Genomic DNA, 18,721 nt, shown 5'->3' on the forward strand with positions numbered 1-18,721 from the left:
GATGGTCTCCAGCCCTACGCGGCGTCCTCGACGCCTGCCCCGCCCGATGCCAGCAGCGCGCGGACCTCCCGCGCCGGACGCGCCGCGCTGAACAGATAACCCTGCATCTGGGTGCATCCGAGATTCTGCACGGTCTCGCGCTGCTGCAGGGTCTCGACGCCTTCTGCGGTCGTGACCATGTTGCGGTCGGCGGCGATGCTCACCACCGCGCGGATGATCGAGGCCGACGAGGAATTGCGCGTCACTTCCTTGACGAAGGAACGGTCGATCTTGATCTTGTCGAACGGGAAACGCTGCAGATATTGCAGCGAGGAATAACCGGTGCCGAAATCGTCGAGCGCGATGTGAACCCCGAGCGCGCGGAGCTGGTTCAGCGTCGCGAGCGCCGCGTCGTCGTCCGCGATCAGGACGGCTTCCGTGATCTCCAGCTCCAGCCGGCGCGGGTCGAGCCCGGTCTCTGAAAGAACCGAAGCGACCTTCAGCGACAGCGTGTCCGACCGGAACTGGATCGGCGAGACGTTGACGGCAATGCGTACATCGGCCGGCCAGTTCGCCGCTTCCGCGCAGGCGGTGCGCAACACCCACTGCCCGATCTCCTCGATCAGGCCGGTTTCCTCCGCGACCGGCACGAAGTCGGCCGGAGAGACCATGCCGCGCACCGGATGCCGCCAGCGCAACAGCGCCTCGCAGCCGGTGACACGATCGCTGCGCAGATCGACCTGCGGCTGATAGTGCAGCTCGAAGCTGCCCTCGGCCAGCGCCGCGCGCAAGTCCGCCTCCAGCTCGCGGCGATGATTGGCCTGCTGCTCCATAGCGGGATCGAAGAAGCGATAGGTTCTGCGGCCGGCCGCCTTCGCCGCATACATCGCGAGATCGGCGTTCTTCAGGAGATCGAACAGGTCAGAGCCGTCGCGCGGGGCGACCGCGATGCCGATGCTGGCATCGCAGGCAAGCTGGTGGCCATCGCAATCGAACGGCGTCCGTAGCGCCTGATAGATCCGCGCGACCAGTGCGTGCACGTCCTCACCGCTCTCGATGCCGTGCTGCAGGATGGCGAATTCGTCTCCGCCGAGGCGGGCGATGAAATCTTCAGGTCCCACCGACTGGCGCAGCCGTTCCGCCACGCCCTTCAGGAACTCGTCGCCGATCAGATGTCCCAGCGTATCGTTGATGCGCTTGAACTCGTCGACGTCGATATAGAGGATCGCGAATTCGCGCCCCTCGGTTTCCAGCAGCAACCCTTCCGCATGGCGCTGGAACAGCGAGCGGTTCGGCAGATTGGTCAGCGCGTCGTAATGGGCGAGATGTTCGATCCTGGCCTGGTCGCGCCGCCCTTCGGTGACGTCTTCCAATGTCGTGGCCCAGCCACCGTCCGGCGAGCGCTTGAAGATCAGCCGGATCGTGCGCCCGTCCGGCGTCGAGGTCACGGTGTCCTGCACCAGGCTGCTGTTGGGATCGAGAAACCGGGCGCAATAGGCGTCGACGTCGCCGACAAAGGAGCCGCGCTCCTGACGGTGCTGGATCAGGTCGCGCAGATGACAGCCGGGTTTGACCACGTCGGTCGAGAGGCCGAACATGTCGATGTATCGGCGGTTGCAGATCACGAGGCGCCCTGAGGAATCGAACAGCAGCAGGCCCTGCGTCATGTTGTTGATGGCGGTGTCGAGATGCTGGCTCTTCTCCGAGAGCTTGCGCTGCGCGGCGGCATGCTGCTGGCGTAGCTGGCGCACGATCAGGAAGACCATGCCGATCACGACGACGATCGCCAGCGCCGCCGCAAAAAATTGCAACCTGGCCTGCGCTCGCCAGTCGGCGAGCGCAGTCTCCGTTCTGGTGGTCGCGACGATCAGGATCGGAAAATGCATCAGCGACTTGACCGCGCCGACCTTGTCTTCGGACAACCGCGCGCTGGTGAAGCGTCCCGAAACATTGCCGTCCAGCGCCAGCGCTTGCTGAAACGCGTCCGTGTTGGCAACGTTGTGGCCGATCAGCTTGTCGTCCTTGGGATAGCGGGCGATGATGGTGCCGTCGCGGTGAATCATCGAAATCGCGGTGTCGCTGCCCAGCGCCAGCGATGCGACAAAGTCCTCGAAGTGCGAAGGTTCGACGCCGCGGACGGCGAAGCCGATGATCTCGCCCTGGCGGCCGGTGATCTTTCGCGCAAAGACCGTCGTCCAGACCTTGGTCACCCTGCTCACGACCGGCTCGACGATCACGTCAGGCGTCGGCTTGCCTGACATGAACTCCTGGAAGTAGCGCCGGTCCGTGATGGTCTTGTCCGCCACCGGCCACATCTCGGACGAATTGATCAGCCAGCCCCTGGCGCTCCAGAGATTTAAGGCACCCACATGCGGCAGCACCGAGAGCTTCGTGCGCAGCATCTCGTGCGCGCTCAAGGTCGACATCTTGCTTTCGAAGTCGCCGGCGGTGTGGACCCCATCCGCCCGCAGTCCGGCCACGACGTCTTGCTGGACATGCTGGAGGTCCAGGAGTTGCTGGTCGAAATGCCGCGACAGCAGCAGCGCGTGGTTGTTGAGTTCGCGTTCGGCAACTTCCAGCGCCCGCTCGCGATATTGCATGGCGAAATAGCCGGTGCCGAGCATGATCGCGATCACGAGCACCGCCGCACTCAGGATCAGCCACTGGATCGCACCCAGCCTGATCCGCCACGGCTTGCCCGCACCGAACTGCGGCTGGCTCTCCGCGATGACGTCTTGCGATGAATTATTCAGCATTTCCGCTGCCCCCACAGGCGCTTGTTGTAGGGAGCACAACCCAAAAGGGCGTTAGCAAAATGAGTTATCGCGAGGTTAAAGCGGCGGCGGAATCAGGCGGTTTCCGCCAATTCAGCTTCCTTGAGGCTGCATTCGATCAGCGCGCCGTCGATCGTGAACTCCGAGAACGGCGACAGCGCGGTCGCGGCCTGCAGCGGCGCGAAGAACTGCGCATCCCCGGGACTCTTCAGAAAGAAGCGAATGTGGCTGGCGGTCATCGTATCCCGCGACAGCCATACGATGCCCGAGAACAGTGCCACCATCATCTGGGCGTATTGGCCGGCGTCTGCGATCCCCAGTTCATAGACCGGCGACACCAGGATAAAGCGCGCCCGCAGGATCGGCGACGGGAATTTGCTCATCATCAGGCGGCTGACCTGGCAGGCCGCATGAATCCGCTCACCGTCGGAAAGGCAGTACAGGCTGGGGTGGTCGCCGTCCTTGGTCAGGCCGTCATAGGCCGTAAAGCTTCCCGTCGAAAAAGTCGAAAAGTCCTCGCCGACGCTTTCAGCGTCCTTCTTCCACTGGCCCTTGATCGACCGCCAGGACCTGTCCGGCTCTTTCATCGGCAGAAGGCGCATGACTAACCAGAGGTTAATGCAAATATTGATGCCGGTATTTTACGGGCAGCGGCTAAACGTTTGCTTACATTAGCGGCCGCCACGCAAATATTTGTTCGGCCTCGCAAAACCACTACCTTGGCGAGCGTTTTTCCGTGGCATTTCCTCGCGGGATCGGCCTCGCTGCAGCCAGTGAACGTGTCGGCGCGAAGCGGCCACAGGAACGATCGGGCTTGGTGCGGGTTTTCCCGTATCGACGTTTTCCCCCCGCGACGTCGAACTCGAGCCCCGCCGAACATCCCGTGAAAATCCTCTGGACGGGGTTGGCGGGGCTCCTTTAATTTCGGTTGAAGGACGGATGATGGCGCTGTTTCGGATAAGGCCAACCCAGGCCGACATCGAAATCGCGGAACGGATTTCGGACCACACCAATCCGGAGGTCGAACAGATTGCCAAGGTTCTTACCTGGGGCGCCGACGAGCATGTCGTTTGCGCGCTCGCCGCAGGCTGGTGGCTCTACTGCAGACATCGAAGCGCGCGCCATCGTACCGACAGCAACCATATCCTGCTGACGACGGTCGCCGTTACGCTTCTGCCGCATCTGTTGAAGTCGATCTTCGACCAGAAGCGCCCTGACCGTCTGATGCTCCGCGGGCACCTTCGCGGCGTGCCGTTCTCGGGAAAACCTCTCGACGCCTTTCCATCCGGCCATGCCATCCATGTCGGCGCGCTGGCATCGGCCGCTACAAAGTTACCGCCCGCGCAACGCAACCTGGCCTGGTCGATCGGCGCGGGCCTCGTCCTGACGCGGATCGTTCTCCTTGCGCACTGGACCAGCGATGTCATCGCCGGCCTTGCGATCGGCGCTGCGGTCGAACGGCTGCTCCGGCGCTGGACGGGTTTCGGATTGTCGCGCCGGGAATAGTCGACGCCTGCGGTGCCGCCATCCAGCAAGGGCCGACGGCGCTCGGCACAGCGCCATCGGCCGGCTTTCAGTCTTACGCCGCGGCCTCGTAGTTGACCGCGGTCTCCGCGATCTTGGTCAGGGCTTCGTCGGTCTTCTTCTCTTCGGCCAGGGTCTGGTCGATCAGCTTCACGGCTTGCGGATTATTGAGCTTGGCTGCCCAGGCCTTCAGCGTGCCGTAACGCGAAATCTCGTAATGCTCGACCGCTTGAGCCGCGGCCAGCAGGCCGGCGTCGAGCGCAGGCGTATCGGCATACTCCTCCATGATCTCCTTGCCTTCATCGAGAATGCCCTCGATGGCATCGCACTTCTTGCCGCGCGCGGCCTTGCCGAGCAGCTCGAATATCTGTTCCAGGCGCTCGACCTGTCCCTCGGTCTCGCCATGGTGCTTTTCGAACGCGGCCCGCAGCTTGTCCGAATTCGCCGCCTTCGCCATTTTCGGCAGCGCCTTCAGGATCTGCTTTTCGGCGTAATAGATGTCCTTGAGCGTATCGAGAAATAGTTCGTTGAGGTCTTTCTCAGCCATGTCGTCCTCCATTGTTGGCGGGCGGACAACATTGAATCGAACGGAATGGTTCCTAAGCCGCGCGCGACGCCTCAGCCGCGTGCGGTCTCAAGATCGATCAGCGCAATCCCGAGCTCCGCCCGCTTCTTTCGTCGAAGCGTTGCCGGGACTTCGGTCAGGATCACCTCGAGCGTCGGCCTCACCGTGCCTGCCAGCAGGTGGCCGCCGCGGGTGGAGCCGTCGGCCAGCCCCAGCACGATGTGGACATGGAGGCTGGGCTTGCCGTCATCGCCGACCGCTATGTCCCCGATCGCACTGAGCACCTCGCATTGCTCGTTGACCTCGATCTTGCGGTAGCTCTTCGAGGCGATATCGAACCAGCCGACCGTGGCCCGTTCGAATGCGCCGATCGCCGTCAGCGAGGCCGCGGAAATCGCTGATTCATTGGCGAAACGGGTGAGCGCTGCAAACGCCTCCTCACCCGTGTCAAGAATGATGACGTGAACCTGCGGCTGCTCGTCGGCGCCGATGCGCTTGCTCTTCATAGGTGACCTCGCAAATTGCCGATCAGGCCGCGCTACGCCTGCAGCTCGACGGTTGCGCCCGCCTTCTTGAGGCGGCTCGCGCGGCACTCCCCGGTCAATCGGCGTCGGCAGACATCGTTCCCAGCGGTCTGAAGCGAGCCCCTTTGCGGCGCCGGAGGCGCGCGTTTGGAACCCCTCAATTCGAGGAAAGTTCAATAGGTGGAGATGGCAATGGATGTCGAAAGCCGCCTGAAGACCGCCCTCGATGAATCAAGGCTCCTGATCCTCGGAGCCCAGGTGCTGTTCGGATTCCAGTTCGAGGCTGTTTTTCAGGAACGCTTTCCCGATGTCTCCGACACCGCCCGGCATATGCATGGTGCGGGGCTCGTACTGATGCTGATCAGCATCAGTCTGCTGATAGCCCCCTCGCTGTTTCACCAGATCATTTTCGCCGGAGACAGCCGGCCAGGGGCGATCGCAACGGCGACGAGGCTGGCAGGCATCAGCCTGCTGCCCCTGACCATCGGATTGGGCATCTCGGCCTTCGTGGCCCTCGAACACGTTTTCGGCCGCAGCTTTGCTATCGCTGCCGGCTCGTCATTTACCGCCATCGGACTAGCGCTGCTGTATGGGCTCGGCTTCGCGCTGAGACGGGATCGGAAGAACCAGATGCAGGAAACGTCAAGCAAGACCTCACTGAAATCCAAGATCGAGCAAATGCTGACGGAGGCCCGGGTTATCATCCCGGGCGGCCAGGCGCTTCTCGGATTTCAACTGATCGCCACGTTGACGAAGGCGTTCAACGAGCTGCCCGATCTGTTCAAATATATTCATTGTGCCGCGCTATGTGCGGTGGCACTGGCCGTCATCCTTCTGATGACGCCGGCCGCGCTTCACCGCCTTGGCTTTCAGGGCGAAGACGATCCGGAATTTTTCGACATCGGCTCTCGCCTTGTGATCGCGGCCTCGATACCCTTGGCCATTGGTATCTCCGGCGACGTCGCGGTGGTGTTTTTCAAGACGACCGGAGACACGGTCATTGCCTTTAGCGCTGGTTCGATCGCGCTGCTCGCGTTGCTCGCATTCTGGCTGGCCTATCCACTCTGGTACCGCGTTCGCCATGCGGCGTGACGAAGCGCCCGCTGCAAGCGCGTTGATGCAAGAAGTTCATTCGCAGGAACGTACAAATCCGCCTTGCCGGCGGAACATGAAACCGGAACTGAAACCTCACATCCGTTTGAAATGACGGGATCACGGTATCGGAACGGTCGCTATCGCTGTTCGTTGGCCCCTGCGTCACTACAACGGAGGCAACTTATGAACTTGAAGCTCCTGACAGCAGCGGCTGTTCTTTCCACTGCGGTCGCAGCGCCTGCACTGGCGCAGGATCCTCACGGACGGTCGGATGCCATCCGTCAACCGCAAACCCAGGAACGCGTCTATCACCGGCACAGCGGATTCTGGCCGGGTGAAGTAGCCGCGGGCGTGGTCGGCGGCGCGATCGGAGCGGCCGGCGCTATCGCCACCGCTCCGTTCCGGAACGACGTCTACGCGTATAATGACGGCTACTATGGACGCCGCTACTACGGCGGCTACAACAGCGGTTTCGTCTGTCACCCCGGAACGATGTTCTGGGGTGAGGACGGTCGACGTCATATCTGTCAGTAACGAGAGCGTATGCGTGACCTAACAGAGAGGCGGCTTACAGCCGCCTCTCTTCTTGTCTGCTGGGATCCGCATCTACAGTCAGGTAACTGACGGCGCGCGCTTGGGGACAGCCTCCCCCTTCTTTGCCTTTTTTCCCGGTGGGTCGCCGCCGCGATCCACCCTGCTCACCCGCTGGGCGCGCTCCTTGTCCCGCGGCTGCTCTTGTCCACGCTCGTCGCGGACGATGCCTTGGTCATGGCGATCATCGTCATGACGCTCCCCGCTCGATCCCGGGTCCGTCGCCTGACGTTGCTGCTCCTTGGCTTCCTTCACCAGTAGCTCGTCGCCGAGCATCTGCCCGATGATCTGTTTGGTTTGGGCTTCGGCCTTCTGTTGGAACTTGCTCATGGCTGGGTCTCCCTCACAATGAGAACGGCGCGAGGGCTCCGATGTTTCCTCCAATTAGTCCAAACCTTTGACCGAGCGCAGCTTCTTGTGCCTGATCCCCGCTCTTGAGGCCGGTTCCACACAATGTAACAATCCTGTCGCAGAGCAAAACTAAACGGGAGCGACGGCGGATCGCCGGAACCGCTGCTTGCTGGGGGAGAACCTGATGCGCCGCACAATCGTATTGCTGTTCGCCGGTCTGATCGCACTAGCCGCAAGCTCAGCGTCTGCCCAAAACGCCAACCCGCGCAACCTGATCCTGTTCGTGCCGGACGGCCTGCGCGGGCGCATCGTGACGCCGCAGACCGCGCCCGCGATGGCCGAGGTGCGCGACAAGGGCGTCAATTTCAAGAACTCGCATTCGCTGTTTCCGACCTTCACCATGGCGAACGGCTCGGCGATGGCCAGCGGCCATTACCTCGGCGATACCGGCACCTTCAGCAACACGATCTACACCGGCCGCCCCATCGCCCACTCCAACAACACCGTGACGCCGTTCCTCGAAGTCAATCCCGTTCTTCTCGAGGTCGACGAGCATTTCGGCGGCGACTACATGAACGAAGAGACGCTTTTGAAGATGGCGCGCGAGAAGGGTTACAGCACCGCCGCCATCGGCAAGCACGGCCCCACCTTCATCTTTGACCATACCGACAAGGTCGGCACGGCCGGGCTGCATTCGATCATCATCGACGACGCCACCGGCGGCAAGAACGGCGTTGCGCTGTCGGATGAAATGAAGGAGGCGCTGACCAAGGCCAACCTGCCGCTGGCGACGCCCCCGCGCGGCGAGAACAGCAAGGCCGGCGACGCCAAGACGCCGGGCACGACGAGCGCCAATGTCGCCCAGCAAGCCTACATTGCCGACGTCGCCTCCAAGGTCGTGCTGCCGATGTTCAAGGCGCGCAACAAGCCGTTCGTACTGGTGTTCTGGTCGCGCGATCCCGACGGCAGCCAGCACAATACCGGCGACAGCCTCAACACCATCACGCCCGGCATCAACGGACCGACCTCGATGGCCGGCATCAAGAACGCGGACGACAATCTTGCCCAGCTTCGCAAGGCGCTGGACGAGCTGGGGCTTGCCGCAAACACCAATATCATCGTCTCCTCCGACCACGGTTTCTCGACGATCTCGAAGGAGAGCAAGACCAGCCCGGCGGCGAAGATCTCCTTCGAAGGCACGCCGAAGGATTTCCTGCCGATGGGCTTCGTTGCCATCGATCTGGCGAAGGCGCTGAACCTGCCGCTGTTCGACCCCAACGACAAGAATGCGCGCGTCGCCGACAACGCCCATCCGCGGGCCGGCAACGGCTTGATCGGAAAGGATCCCGCAAAGCCGGATGTGGTGGTTGCGACCAATGGCGGATCGGACCTGATCTATATTCCCAGCAAGGAACGCAAGCTCGCGGACCGCACCATCAAGGCGCTGCTGGAACAGGATTACGTCAGCGGCCTCTTTGTCGATGACGAGTTGGGGAATTTTCCGGGCACGTTGCCGATGTCGCAGCTCGGCCTCAAGGGCAAGGCGGTCGTGCCGCACCCGTCGATCGTGGTCAACTTCCGCTCATGGTCGTCGGGTTGCGACGAGCCGACCAACTGCTCGGTGCAGATTGCCGACACCGTGCTGCGGCAAGGCCAGGGCATGCATGGCAGCTTCAGCCGCGGGGATACCATGAACTTCATGGCGGCGATCGGACCCGACTTCAAATCGGGCTATGTCGATCCCCTCCCCGTCAGCAATGCCGACGTCGGCGCCACCGCGGCCAAGCTCCTGGGGCTCACGCAAAAAGCCAAGGGCAAGTTGATCGGCCGCGTCATGACCGAAGCCATGCCCAACGGCGCCACGCCGAAAGCCTATGCCGGCACCGTGGCGTCAAAACCGTCAGCGAACGGGCTGCGCACCGTGCTCAACTTCCAGCGCGTCGGCTCGCAACGTTATTTCGATGCTGCGGGCTTCCCCGGCCGCACGCTCGGGCTGGAAGCGGAAGGTGGCAAACAGAAAACGGCGGGGAAGTAATCGCTGCAGAATGTAGGGTGGGCAAAGCCAACGGATCGCGCGAATGCGCGCCCGGCGACGAGCGCAACTGCGCTCGCACAGTGATGACAGGCTCCGCGTGCCCACCGATGAGGATGACGCTCTTCGACAGATGGTGGGCACGGCGCAAGCGCGCCTTTGCCCACCCTACGCGTCTATCCCTTGCCGCTGACGCAGTTGTGCTTGCGATATTCGGCCGGCGTGATGTTCATGTACCGGCGAAAGACCCGGTTGAGATGGCTTTGATCGGAAAAGCCGCTTAAGAGAGCGATTTCCTTGAGTGCCAGGCGATCTTTGCGCAGATGCTGGCACGCACGTTCCACCTTGCGTTTCAAGACGTAGGCATGCGGCCGGGTTGCGTAATGCGATTGGAATTTGCGCGCAAACTGAACCGGCGTGCAGTTGCATATATTGGCCAATTCCTCGAGCGTGATGTTCCGGAAGATGTTGTGTTCGATGTAGTCCTCGATCAGCCGTGCATGGGCCGGCCTGAAACGTCCCTGCGAGCGCGGCAACTTGAACTGGACGGAGGCGTATTTTCGCAGGATGTGCACGCTGGCCTGAAGCGCCAGCGCATCATAACAGAGCCGCCCACCCGGACCTCCAGCGGCCACCTCCTGAATCATTTGCTCGCTGATCCAGGCCAGTACCGGATCTTCCGCGCGCACCAAGTCATGGAGTTCAACCCGCTCCGCGTCGCGGTCGAAAGCCTCGCTTGCCGTCTTCATCATGAGCGCGGGCGAGACATAGAAATGCGACACTTCGATATCGTGTCGCCAGACCCAGTTCGAAGGCTCCGCGCGCGTTAGCAATGTCGTCACGCCGCGGCCAACGTGATCTTGCTTCCATTTGCCGGTTACGCGGCGGTTCATGGATGTCGCGCCTTCCCGATAATTGACGATCAGGAAATTCTCCGACGGGGGCACCGAGATGTCGGATGGGGCGTAGCGGAACACCCGCATTCGAAACTCCGGCATTCCCGTCGCCACGCTATCCAGCTTGAGGTCGCCACCGGCATATTGCGGGAGCTCCTCCACGGTGATCAACCGGCCCATCGCGCACCTCCCGCGTCTGGAATTCCTGGGGCGGTTGACCGCTCTATATTCTCTGGCCAGACGGCAGCCGGCGAGCATAAGGCCGTTTCGCAATTTGCCAAGGGCCAATGCGGAACGCAGCGCGACGCCGCCATTTTCGTTCAAAAGAATGCGCAATTCATCCAAGCCGGGAATGCCGGACGGCGTCTAGCTTCCCCATCCGACACGGCTAACAGCACCGGCAAGCCAGAAGAGACGCGGGAGCGAGCGTCCAGCCGCCTGTTCTGCCGTGAACGACACCACGATGTGCGCGCCGTCCGTCTCGCGACGGACGAGCGAAGTCGCATGTCTTCAAACAAACGCCAAATGGAGGGAAGCATGACCCAAGCAGCAACAGCGAACGGGAGAGGCAACGGGGCGCAGAAGACGGCGAGCTTCGATGCCGTGGTCGTCGGAGCCGGTGTCGCCGGGCTTTATCAATTGTATCGCCTGCGCGAGCAGGGATTGAACGTGCGAGTGATCGACGCCGCATCCGGCGTCGGTGGCACGTGGTATTGGAATCGCTACCCTGGCGCGCGTTTCGATTCCGAAGCCTATATCTATCAGTACCTCTTCTCCGAACAGCTCTACAAAGGATGGAGCTGGAGCGAGAAATTCCCCGGCCAGCCCGAAATCGAGCGCTGGCTGAATTACGTCGCCGACCGGCTCGACCTTCGCAAGGATATTCAGTTCAATACGACCGTCGAGCGCGCGCATTTCGACGAGGCGGCGAAGCGTTGGACGGTCTTGACCGACAAGGGCGATACGATCCACGCCCAGTTCCTGGTCACCTGCTGCGGCATGCTCTCCGCACCGCTGACATCGAGGTTTCCGGGACAAGAGACGTTCAGGGGTCAGCTATTCCATACGGCGCGCTGGCCAAAGGAAGGCGTCGACCTTGCCGGCAAGCGCGTCGGCGTGGTGGGCAACGGGGCGACCGGCATTCAGGTCATCCAGACGATCGCCGCCGACGCGGGTCATCTCAAGGTCTTCATCCGCACGCCGCAATACATCATCCCGATGAAAAATCCAAAATACACTGCCGCTGATGTCGATGCCTACAAGGCGAAGTTTCAGTTCTTCACCAAGCAGCTGCCGAGCACGTTCACGGGCTTCGAGTATGATTTCGAATATGCCTGGGCCGATCTCACGCCCGATCGGCGCCGCGAGGTGCTGGAAGACTGCTGGAACGACGGTTCGCTGAAGCTATGGCTCGCCTCCTTCGGCGAGATGTTTTTCGACGAGGCGGTCAACCGGGAAATATCTGAATTCGTGCGCGAGAAGATGCGCGAGCGGCTCCAGGATCCGAAGCTGTGCGAACTGCTGATTCCGGCCGCGACCGACTACGGCTTCGGGACGCACCGCGTGCCGCTGGAACAGAACTTCCTGGAAACGTTCCATCGTCCCAATGTCGAAATCGTCAGCGTCAAGAGCAATCCGATCGAGCGCGTGACCCCTGATGGGGTGCAGACGGCGGACGGGACGGTCCACCGGCTCGATGTCATCATTCTGGCAACCGGGTTCGACGCCGGAACAGGTGCGCTGACGCGCATCGACATTCGCGGCCGCGACGGAAGGGCATTGAAGGACGATTGGAGCGCGGATATCCGCACCACCATGGGCCTGCAGATTCATGGCTATCCGAACCTGTTCACGACAGCTGTGCCGCTCGCTCCGTCGGCCGCCCTGTGCAACATGACAACCTGCCTCCAGAAGCAGGTCGAGTGGATCGACAACTGCATCAAGTACATGCGCAGCAGGAATCTGGAAGTCATCGAGCCGACAAAGGATGCGGAAGACCAATGGGTGGCGCATCACGACGAGACCGCCAATGCGACACTCATCGCCAGGACTAACTCCTGGTATCTCGGCTCGAATGTCGAAGGCAAGCCGCGCCGGGTGCTGTCCTACACCGGCGGTGTAGGCACCTATCACGGCAAATGCGACGAGGTCGCCGCAAGCGGCTACCGCGGCTTCGCCATGCAGTGAGCGCGGCGCCACCAAGCCTCGTGCCAACTATCCTGTCGCGCGACCGCTGCGGTCGCGTGCGGCCGGACGCACGCTCCAGGCGGCGCCAGATAGCAATCGAAAGCATTCATCACATAATGGGAGGAAAACAATGAGTACCGGTTTCAATGCGTCGGCAAACGCCGTTCTCGATGGGTTCGTTGCGTCAAACCCGCGCGTCCCCGGCGTGGTCGCGATGGTCACAGACCGTCATCGCAATATCTACGAAGGCGCGGCCGGCAAGCGTCGTCTCGATCAGGCCGCCGAAATGACGACGGACAGCGCTTTCGCCATCTTCTCGACGACCAAAGCGATCACCGGCACGGCGATCCTGCAGCTCGTCGAACAGGGCAAGCTCGATCTCGATGCGCCTGCCAAGGTCTACGCCCCCGACATCGGCAAGCTGCAGGTGATCGAGGGCTTCGACGCCAAGGGCGAACCGAAATTACGCCCCCCGAAGCGCGATGTGACCACGCGCATGCTGATGGTTCACACCGCCGGCTTTGGTTACGATTTCTTCAGTCATACCTATAATCGACTGGCGCAGGAGAAGGGTCAGCCCAGCGTCATCACGTCTTCCAAGGCATCGCTGATGACCCCGCTTCTGTTTGATCCGGGTGACAAATGGGAATACGGAACCAATATCGACTGGTGCGGCCAGATCGTCGAGGCCATCACCGGAAAGCGGCTCGGCGAGGTGTTCAAGACGCGCATTTTCGACCCCCTTGGAATGAATGACACGAGCTTCGACCTCACGGATGCGATGCGCAGCAAGCTCGCCGGGGTTCATGCAAGAGGCCCCGATGGCTCGCTCACGCCGATGGACTTCGAGCTTCCCGCCAATCCTGAAGTTCACATGGGCGGCCATGGCCTTTACGCCACCGTCGGCGATTACATGCGCTTCATCCGCATGTGGCTCAACGATGGTGTGGGCGACAATGGCCGCGTGCTGAAGCCTGAGACCGTGCGCATGGCGGCGCAGAACCACCTGGGCGACACGAAGGTGACGGCGCTTCCGGGAGTCATTCCCTCGCTGTCCAATGACGCGGAGTTCTTCCCGGGCCAGTCGAAGTCCTGGGCGCTGACGTTCATGATCAACGACGAACAGGCCCCGACGGGACGTCCGGCCGGTGCTCTCGGTTGGGCCGGCCTCGCCAATCTCTTCTACTGGATCGACCGGGCGAACGGGTTCGGTGGATTCTGGGCCACACAAATTCTGCCGTTCGGCGATCCGGCTTCGTTCGTCGGCTACATGAACTTCGAAACGGCGTTCTACGACAGCCTGAAGCTGCGAAAGGCAGGCTGAAGTTCGTTCAGCTTGAAGTTTCGTAGGGTGGGCAAAGCGTAGCGTGCCCACCATTCGGGATGACGCTCTTCGAGAGGTGGTGGGCACGGCGCAAGCGCGCCTTTGCCCACCCTACGAAGTTGCCCCAAAACGCACCGAAACAAAAAAAACGGCGGGGAAATAACCCCGCCGCATGTATCTGACTATCCGATGAGCCAAAGCCCCTTGTGGATGTCGAATTTCACCAAACCTTCGTCGCGCATTTTCAGAAGCAGCGATTGGCAAGCTTCTTCATTCGGAAGATTGGCACGCCGCATGAGTTGATAGGCTTTGAGCGGCTTCTCGCGAAGCGCATTCAGGATATTCTCGCGATCTTTCAGCATAACTGGTCCTGCAATCCAAAACTGGCGTTGATGATGAACGGCTTAGGCCAATGAACTACTCAGGCCACGAGTTTGATCTGGCCGTCTTCAAAGTTTCCCGCCGCAAGCGCGTCGCGTGCCATCTTTTCGATAACAGACCAATTTGCGAGAAGATATTTTTGCGCCAGCGCCTTCGTCGGCAGCTCGGTTTGCAGAATGCAGCGCTGCCGCGCATTCCCGTTCGCGATCAGAAAGGATACCGCTTGTGGCCCCTCGATGATCTCTTGCTCGGTGGGCTTGGCCGCAATCCGCATCCGCTATTCCCTTTTGAATTCTTGATCAAGGCAGCACTGTCGGGTCGACATCACTGCCGCGACTTATGTTCGTTTCCGGCTGGTAGGCAATCAATCCAATACGGTTGATCGAGGGCGCCAATCAGGCCTGGTCGTCCTCGACCTTCGAGCCTCTCGGCTTGGGGTCCGGGCTCGGTTGCGTGTTGCGGACAGCTTCGGCCAGCATCAGACGCAACTCGTCCTTTGTCATCGGTGGTTGCCGCGTGGTCGATGATTTCCATTGTGCCATGTGAGCTTATATAGGGTGCCCGAGCGAGAATTAAAGCCCCGGAACCTCAACTCCAGGAACCTGGCGCGCGGCTCATTAGTCCAGTTGGGCGCTTGAATCACGTCCAAACGGATATCTTCAACGGACAAAGCCGAACAACCGTCCCTTTCCGAGACCGCGCAACGCGGGTTCGTCATACGAGCGGGTCACGCAACTGCAGCCGCTTTGATCTCGCGCCCGCCGATACGCCAAACCGGGCGCTGCTGTTGCACGCCCTTGAGCTGCGCTGAGACGGCCGATGCCTCGTACGGCTCCAACACCGATTTGCCCCCCTCAGCGTCATAGACTTCCTGGGTCAAGTCGATTTCATTTCCGTCCGCTAAACCCTTAAATCCTCCGTCGTCTCAGCAACAGCATGTCAAACTGGAGAACCCATCAGGCGTAAGTCATCAAGCGCCACTATCATGTGCTCCCATAGGGTTACCGCCGCTCAACGGAGGAGCTTACGTGCGACATCAAGTCCACGTCAGCTCCGGCGCGGTCTATGGCTCCTACTTGGCGCTCAACCTTAACGAAACGCTTTGGCGGCCGCGGCTGTGTCCGTGTACTCATGAAAGGCTACGATCTGGCCGCCGCGGACGGTGAAGACGTGCGCGAAGTCGCTCTCGTAGGTGCGCCCGTTGGCTTTGACCTCCCAGGCGTAGTGACCGAGCACGACGACCTTGTCGCCCTGTGCAATGAATTCACGTGGCTCGAATGAACGCGCATCCTGCAAACTGGCGAGCGTCGAAAAGAACTCGCCGACCGCGTCGAGCCCCTGTCGCTTGCCGGCAAAAGGCACGTTCTCAACCTCTGGCATCTGCCACGTGATGTCGTCTGACATGGATTGCAACAGCGTCGGGATGTCGCCGGCTTTGAAGGTGGCGTAAGCCTGCTCGACAAGCTGTCGGTTCTCATGTTCGCTCATCTGCACCCTCCTGGCATTTTGGGGTGAAAATGCGGTCATTTGTCCAGCATCGCTCCAACTCAGTTGAACGTCTGAAGTCTCAGCTTTAGCGAACCATCCGCTTGGCGCTCGAATACGTGCGTCGCGAGCCCACTGAGTGGCGCCGGCTTGCCGTCCTTGTCCTTCCCGGTTGCGCTCCACTTGGCCGTGCCGAAAACGACCTTATCGTCTCCGCCGGCGTCGATGATCTCCAGCTTGTGGCCCGTCACGCCATTCGCGAAGAGCCCGGCCCAGAACTTCTCGATTTCCGCTGGCCCCGACGCGACTTGGTGCGTCGGCGGCATCAGCTTGGCGCCGGGGACATACGTGGCAGCGACGGCCTTCGCGTCTTGCTTGTTAAATGCGGCATCCCATGCTGTGTATGCCTTCTCGACCGCGCCTCTGGCGTCCTCGGCGAGGGACACCCCCGGAGCGGCGGTGAGCAGACAAAGGACTATTGCTGATGTATGGACCAAGCGCATGGCGTCCTCCTCTGTCGGTTTCGTGCATCTCGATCGAATGCATGTATGCCCGTGCCGAACGGCTCAAATGCTGAAAGCATCGACGAACGAAATCGGTTGTATGCAGCAATGCGTTGCCAACATCACGATCCAGCGTTGGAGAATGATGTACGGTCCGCCTCTGCTCCGTCACCGCGCGCATTCGGATCGGCACATGCAATTATACTGCCCGCGCACGTCCCCTAAGACTCACTCTTTTGGGGTACCTCCAGAAGCGGTTATTTGAAGGCGCTGAAAGCATCGCGTGACAGCAGCCTGCCCCGCTCACGTGTTGAAACCCACGGGCGCCAGCGCGACATGGCTTAGCAGTGTATCCGGACGAAAATCGGTGAGTACACGTTGTGGCACGCGCTAAACGAAAGCGCTAAGAGCAACCCCAAGACCGGCAACGGTGGCGACTGCGAGGAGGCGCGGCGCACACCGCAGTCAAAACGCAAGCCAATGTTCGTCGAATATGTCGAATGCACTAAACGCGGTGCAAACACTCCGCGGAGAATGTTGCTTCTCCCGCCGGCCAAGCGATGGTCACCAGCTCGCCAGTCTCAACAACTAAGCCGATTGGGCTTCCGCTATTCAGTCGGACACGTTCTCCTATCGTCAATGGTTTGCGACGACCAGCGCCTGATCTCCTCTCCAACAGATAGCCAAGAACCGGCAACGCAACTGCGACGAGAACAACAATCCGTGCCCAGTTCACCGGTTGCTCGTAACTGTCCACCATTCTTGTTGGATTGATCAAATCGCAACTCCTTCTTTGCATCGCTCAAACTGCGGCGTCGTCCGGACGCTTACGCGCGGCGGCGGTACGGCAGCTACCGTGGAAAGGATTTGTGCGCGCCCGTCGTGCGAACGATTTGTACTCATCGAGGCACCTTCAACTTATCTCTGAGCATGGTGGCGCAACCTGTAGATCGGTGAGGAGCTTGAATGTCCTACGCCGTGAGGATCGCGCACTGGGGAAAGTCGGCGTACTCGGACCACTCATCGCTATCGCCTTTCTCTGGAGCGAGCGTGACCTGCGCGGCATGAATTTGGGCAAGATCGGCCCAACGCATGTCTTTGTAATTAAAGCCGCGCGCGAGCGTGGGCTTGACGACCATGAAGTAGGGCGAAATATCGAAATCGCGTGGCGCATAAAAAGATGAGTGACGGATCTCGGCAACTTCGTGCCGCCCCGTCTGGCCCTCGACGCGCTTGATCTCGGGCAGGACCGGATAACGCACGGCGTCGAAAGCTTGCGCAATCAGCGAAGAACAGATGATGCGGCTGGCATCGCCGGAGCCGAGCGTGACCGTTCGGCGGCGCCAACGTTGCGCCGTCGGACCTGGAAAGAGATACCGCATCAGGTCGATGACGTTCTTAAAGTCGTAGCCAAGACCGATGCGTTCGGAAGCGTAACGGCAGACGGTCTCGCAGTCCGCTTGGGTGAGGCCCACCGGCCGGCAGATGCGGGTTCGGCAATGCAGATATTTCGACAGCGGCGCCGACACGACTCCTTCTTCGATATTGGCTTCGATCAGGACATGGGGTTCGGCCTCGGTTTCTGTGCCGGCCATCGGCCCTACGTACAGCGCCGAATGCGACCAAACCGACTGAGTGAGATATTTGATGCTGCCGGAGATACGGCCTTTGCCCTCGACCAGCAGAACATCGCCAGGTCGAAGGGTCTCGCGTAAAGCCGTCATGTCGTTTGGAGCGAACGGCTCACGGTTGGCTGGCTGCTGCAGCCGAGCGAGAAAGCGTCCGACATTGTCGAACAGCGAGCCCATGTCGTCCCTCACCTTTTGTTGTTCCCTTATGGCAGTGCGAGGCGGCTCACGTGCCGTCCACTACCAAGTTCCTCACCAAGCGTAATCGTGAGAGGTGAACCAGACCACTGAACAGAGGTTGACCGTATGTAACCTTTTGTAGAGGAGGACATACCTAAGTTTGACTGGTCGCCTGGTGGGCACGCTTGCGCTTGGCCCACCCTACAATGCGCTGCAAATTGATTTGCTTTGCGCGCAAGCACAATCTCGACGCACGGCTGCGACAAATCAACACGACGGGCAAATCAGTCAGAACCTGTCCAGCCATTCGCGTAAAAATATTCCGCTTCCGCCGCAGGCCAAATCAGCCGCATAACTCCACCCGTCTCACCCAATTTGAGGGGCGCTCGCGATCGTCACGAACGTGCGGTGAGATGCGGTGGACGCGAGAGCTGCGACTGACGTGTGTGGCTCAAACGTACGGCGAAGTCGTGTGGTCCTGACGCCGCGGTGCTGGCGTCAAGTTCGCGAGAGGCACGCCTCTCACGAGCGACGGTGGCAAAAGAGCCGTTCACCGGGGAGAGCTCGCTATAAGCCGTAAAGCCATTGCGCAGGGAAGGCCGGAATGCTCCCGCTGCCCTGTATGCTCGTGTGCATTTTTGTTTGCGCAAATCGCACGCGAAACCGCGGGTGCAGCAAGCACCCGGTCTTCCCTGCGCCCTC

General features: G+C 60.9%; 18 protein-coding genes. 6 read left to right on the forward strand and 12 right to left on the reverse strand.

The genetic code is table 11. From position 1 onward, the window contains the following. Nucleotides 1-14: 14 nt before the first annotated feature. Nucleotides 15-2,735 (reverse strand): EAL domain-containing protein, encoded by a 2,721-nt coding sequence (locus IVB05_RS28005; protein ID WP_247779176.1) that lies wholly within the window; start codon nt 2,733-2,735, stop codon nt 15-17. Nucleotides 2,736-2,827: 92 nt separating this feature from the next. Further along, entirely contained in the window at nt 2,828-3,355 is a 528-nt protein-coding gene (locus tag IVB05_RS28010; protein WP_247779177.1) for a hypothetical protein, read from the reverse strand. Nucleotides 3,356-3,692: 337 nt separating this feature from the next. Between IVB05_RS28010 and IVB05_RS28015 the strand changes: the two genes are divergently transcribed. Continuing rightward, complete coding sequence (locus tag IVB05_RS28015; RefSeq protein WP_346771787.1) at nt 3,693-4,259, forward strand: phosphatase PAP2 family protein; 567 nt, start codon at nt 3,693-3,695, stop codon at nt 4,257-4,259. A gap of 73 nt (nt 4,260-4,332) precedes the next feature. On the opposite strand, the gene IVB05_RS28020 is transcribed toward IVB05_RS28015, so the two are convergent. Together IVB05_RS28020 and IVB05_RS28025 are read right to left on the reverse strand one after the other, a co-directional pair. After that, nucleotides 4,333-4,824 carry a DUF892 family protein gene (locus IVB05_RS28020; RefSeq protein WP_247779178.1) on the reverse strand — a complete coding sequence of 164 codons (492 nt, stop codon included), beginning with the start codon at nt 4,822-4,824 and terminating at the stop codon, nt 4,333-4,335. 71 nt (nt 4,825-4,895) lie between these two features. Continuing rightward, the gene (locus IVB05_RS28025) at nt 4,896-5,348 is read right to left on the reverse strand and encodes a PPC domain-containing DNA-binding protein (RefSeq protein ID WP_247779179.1); all 453 of its coding nucleotides are present in this window, start codon (nt 5,346-5,348) and stop codon (nt 4,896-4,898) included. A gap of 210 nt (nt 5,349-5,558) precedes the next feature. On the opposite strand from IVB05_RS28025, the gene IVB05_RS28030 reads away from it, so the two are divergent. Together IVB05_RS28030 and IVB05_RS28035 are read left to right on the forward strand one after the other, a co-directional pair. Then, on the forward strand, nt 5,559-6,458 hold the full coding sequence (locus IVB05_RS28030; protein WP_247779180.1) for a DUF6328 family protein: 900 nt from the start codon (nt 5,559-5,561) through the stop codon (nt 6,456-6,458). 186 nt (nt 6,459-6,644) lie between these two features. Further along, nucleotides 6,645-6,995: a hypothetical protein gene (locus IVB05_RS28035; RefSeq protein WP_247779181.1), complete on the forward strand. Its 351-nt coding sequence runs from the start codon at nt 6,645-6,647 to the stop codon at nt 6,993-6,995. A gap of 78 nt (nt 6,996-7,073) precedes the next feature. Here IVB05_RS28035 and IVB05_RS28040 read toward each other — a convergent pair whose 3' ends face one another. Beyond that, entirely contained in the window at nt 7,074-7,382 is a 309-nt protein-coding gene (locus tag IVB05_RS28040; protein ID WP_247779182.1) for a hypothetical protein, read from the reverse strand. A 205-nt stretch (nt 7,383-7,587) separates the two neighbouring features. Between IVB05_RS28040 and IVB05_RS28045 the strand changes: the two genes are divergently transcribed. Continuing rightward, on the forward strand, nt 7,588-9,438 hold the full coding sequence (locus IVB05_RS28045; RefSeq protein ID WP_247779183.1) for an alkaline phosphatase family protein: 1,851 nt from the start codon (nt 7,588-7,590) through the stop codon (nt 9,436-9,438). Between the two features lie 173 nt (nt 9,439-9,611). Here the strand turns inward: IVB05_RS28045 and IVB05_RS28050 are convergent, their stop codons facing one another. Beyond that, nucleotides 9,612-10,511, reverse strand: a complete 900-nt coding sequence (locus IVB05_RS28050; RefSeq protein WP_247779184.1) for an AraC family transcriptional regulator — start codon at nt 10,509-10,511, stop codon at nt 9,612-9,614. A 357-nt stretch (nt 10,512-10,868) separates the two neighbouring features. Here IVB05_RS28050 and IVB05_RS28055 point away from each other — a divergent pair, with 357 nt between their 5' ends. Both IVB05_RS28055 and IVB05_RS28060 read left to right on the forward strand, forming a co-directional pair. Continuing rightward, on the forward strand, nt 10,869-12,518 hold the full coding sequence (locus IVB05_RS28055; RefSeq protein WP_247779185.1) for an NAD(P)/FAD-dependent oxidoreductase: 1,650 nt from the start codon (nt 10,869-10,871) through the stop codon (nt 12,516-12,518). Between the two features lie 130 nt (nt 12,519-12,648). Next, nucleotides 12,649-13,842 (forward strand): serine hydrolase domain-containing protein, encoded by a 1,194-nt coding sequence (locus IVB05_RS28060; protein ID WP_247779186.1) that lies wholly within the window; start codon nt 12,649-12,651, stop codon nt 13,840-13,842. 182 nt (nt 13,843-14,024) lie between these two features. Here the strand turns inward: IVB05_RS28060 and IVB05_RS28065 are convergent, their stop codons facing one another. The 6 genes from IVB05_RS28065 to IVB05_RS28090 form a co-directional block, all read right to left on the reverse strand. Beyond that, nucleotides 14,025-14,204, reverse strand: a complete 180-nt coding sequence (locus IVB05_RS28065) for a hypothetical protein (RefSeq protein WP_057855515.1) — start codon at nt 14,202-14,204, stop codon at nt 14,025-14,027. Nucleotides 14,205-14,263: 59 nt separating this feature from the next. Continuing rightward, entirely contained in the window at nt 14,264-14,497 is a 234-nt protein-coding gene (locus IVB05_RS28070) for a hypothetical protein (RefSeq protein WP_247779187.1), read from the reverse strand. A 453-nt stretch (nt 14,498-14,950) separates the two neighbouring features. Beyond that, nucleotides 14,951-15,103 carry a hypothetical protein gene (locus IVB05_RS28075; protein WP_247779188.1) on the reverse strand — a complete coding sequence of 51 codons (153 nt, stop codon included), beginning with the start codon at nt 15,101-15,103 and terminating at the stop codon, nt 14,951-14,953. 209 nt (nt 15,104-15,312) lie between these two features. Then, nucleotides 15,313-15,711, reverse strand: coding sequence for a nuclear transport factor 2 family protein (locus IVB05_RS28080; protein WP_247779189.1), 399 nt, complete (start codon nt 15,709-15,711; stop codon nt 15,313-15,315). Nucleotides 15,712-15,770: 59 nt separating this feature from the next. Further along, nucleotides 15,771-16,154 carry a nuclear transport factor 2 family protein gene (locus IVB05_RS28085; protein ID WP_247779190.1) on the reverse strand — a complete coding sequence of 128 codons (384 nt, stop codon included), beginning with the start codon at nt 16,152-16,154 and terminating at the stop codon, nt 15,771-15,773. A 1,028-nt stretch (nt 16,155-17,182) separates the two neighbouring features. After that, the gene (locus tag IVB05_RS28090) at nt 17,183-18,019 is read right to left on the reverse strand and encodes a YiiX/YebB-like N1pC/P60 family cysteine hydrolase (RefSeq protein ID WP_247779191.1); all 837 of its coding nucleotides are present in this window, start codon (nt 18,017-18,019) and stop codon (nt 17,183-17,185) included. Nucleotides 18,020-18,721: the final 702 nt, after the last annotated feature.

The sequence above is a fragment of the Bradyrhizobium sp. 170 genome, from assembly GCF_023101085.1.
Classification (GTDB): domain Bacteria; phylum Pseudomonadota; class Alphaproteobacteria; order Rhizobiales; family Xanthobacteraceae; genus Bradyrhizobium.

Bases quoted from the DNA above. Each gene is read 5' to 3' on its own strand.
- IVB05_RS28005 (WP_247779176.1), bottom strand. From the start codon at position 2,735: ATGCTGAATAATTCATCGCAAGACGTCATCGCGGAGAGCCAGCCGCAG.
- IVB05_RS28010 (WP_247779177.1), bottom strand. From the start codon at position 3,355: ATGCGCCTTCTGCCGATGAAAGAGCCGGACAGGTCCTGGCGGTCGATC.
- IVB05_RS28015 (WP_346771787.1), top strand. From the start codon at position 3,693: ATGATGGCGCTGTTTCGGATAAGGCCAACCCAGGCCGACATCGAAATC.
- IVB05_RS28020 (WP_247779178.1), bottom strand. From the start codon at position 4,824: ATGGCTGAGAAAGACCTCAACGAACTATTTCTCGATACGCTCAAGGAC.
- IVB05_RS28025 (WP_247779179.1), bottom strand. From the start codon at position 5,348: ATGAAGAGCAAGCGCATCGGCGCCGACGAGCAGCCGCAGGTTCACGTC.
- IVB05_RS28030 (WP_247779180.1), top strand. From the start codon at position 5,559: ATGGATGTCGAAAGCCGCCTGAAGACCGCCCTCGATGAATCAAGGCTC.
- IVB05_RS28035 (WP_247779181.1), top strand. From the start codon at position 6,645: ATGAACTTGAAGCTCCTGACAGCAGCGGCTGTTCTTTCCACTGCGGTC.
- IVB05_RS28040 (WP_247779182.1), bottom strand. From the start codon at position 7,382: ATGAGCAAGTTCCAACAGAAGGCCGAAGCCCAAACCAAACAGATCATC.
- IVB05_RS28045 (WP_247779183.1), top strand. From the start codon at position 7,588: ATGCGCCGCACAATCGTATTGCTGTTCGCCGGTCTGATCGCACTAGCC.
- IVB05_RS28050 (WP_247779184.1), bottom strand. From the start codon at position 10,511: ATGGGCCGGTTGATCACCGTGGAGGAGCTCCCGCAATATGCCGGTGGC.
- IVB05_RS28055 (WP_247779185.1), top strand. From the start codon at position 10,869: ATGACCCAAGCAGCAACAGCGAACGGGAGAGGCAACGGGGCGCAGAAG.
- IVB05_RS28060 (WP_247779186.1), top strand. From the start codon at position 12,649: ATGAGTACCGGTTTCAATGCGTCGGCAAACGCCGTTCTCGATGGGTTC.
- IVB05_RS28065 (WP_057855515.1), bottom strand. From the start codon at position 14,204: ATGCTGAAAGATCGCGAGAATATCCTGAATGCGCTTCGCGAGAAGCCG.
- IVB05_RS28070 (WP_247779187.1), bottom strand. From the start codon at position 14,497: ATGCGGATTGCGGCCAAGCCCACCGAGCAAGAGATCATCGAGGGGCCA.
- IVB05_RS28080 (WP_247779189.1), bottom strand. From the start codon at position 15,711: ATGAGCGAACATGAGAACCGACAGCTTGTCGAGCAGGCTTACGCCACC.
- IVB05_RS28090 (WP_247779191.1), bottom strand. From the start codon at position 18,019: ATGGGCTCGCTGTTCGACAATGTCGGACGCTTTCTCGCTCGGCTGCAG.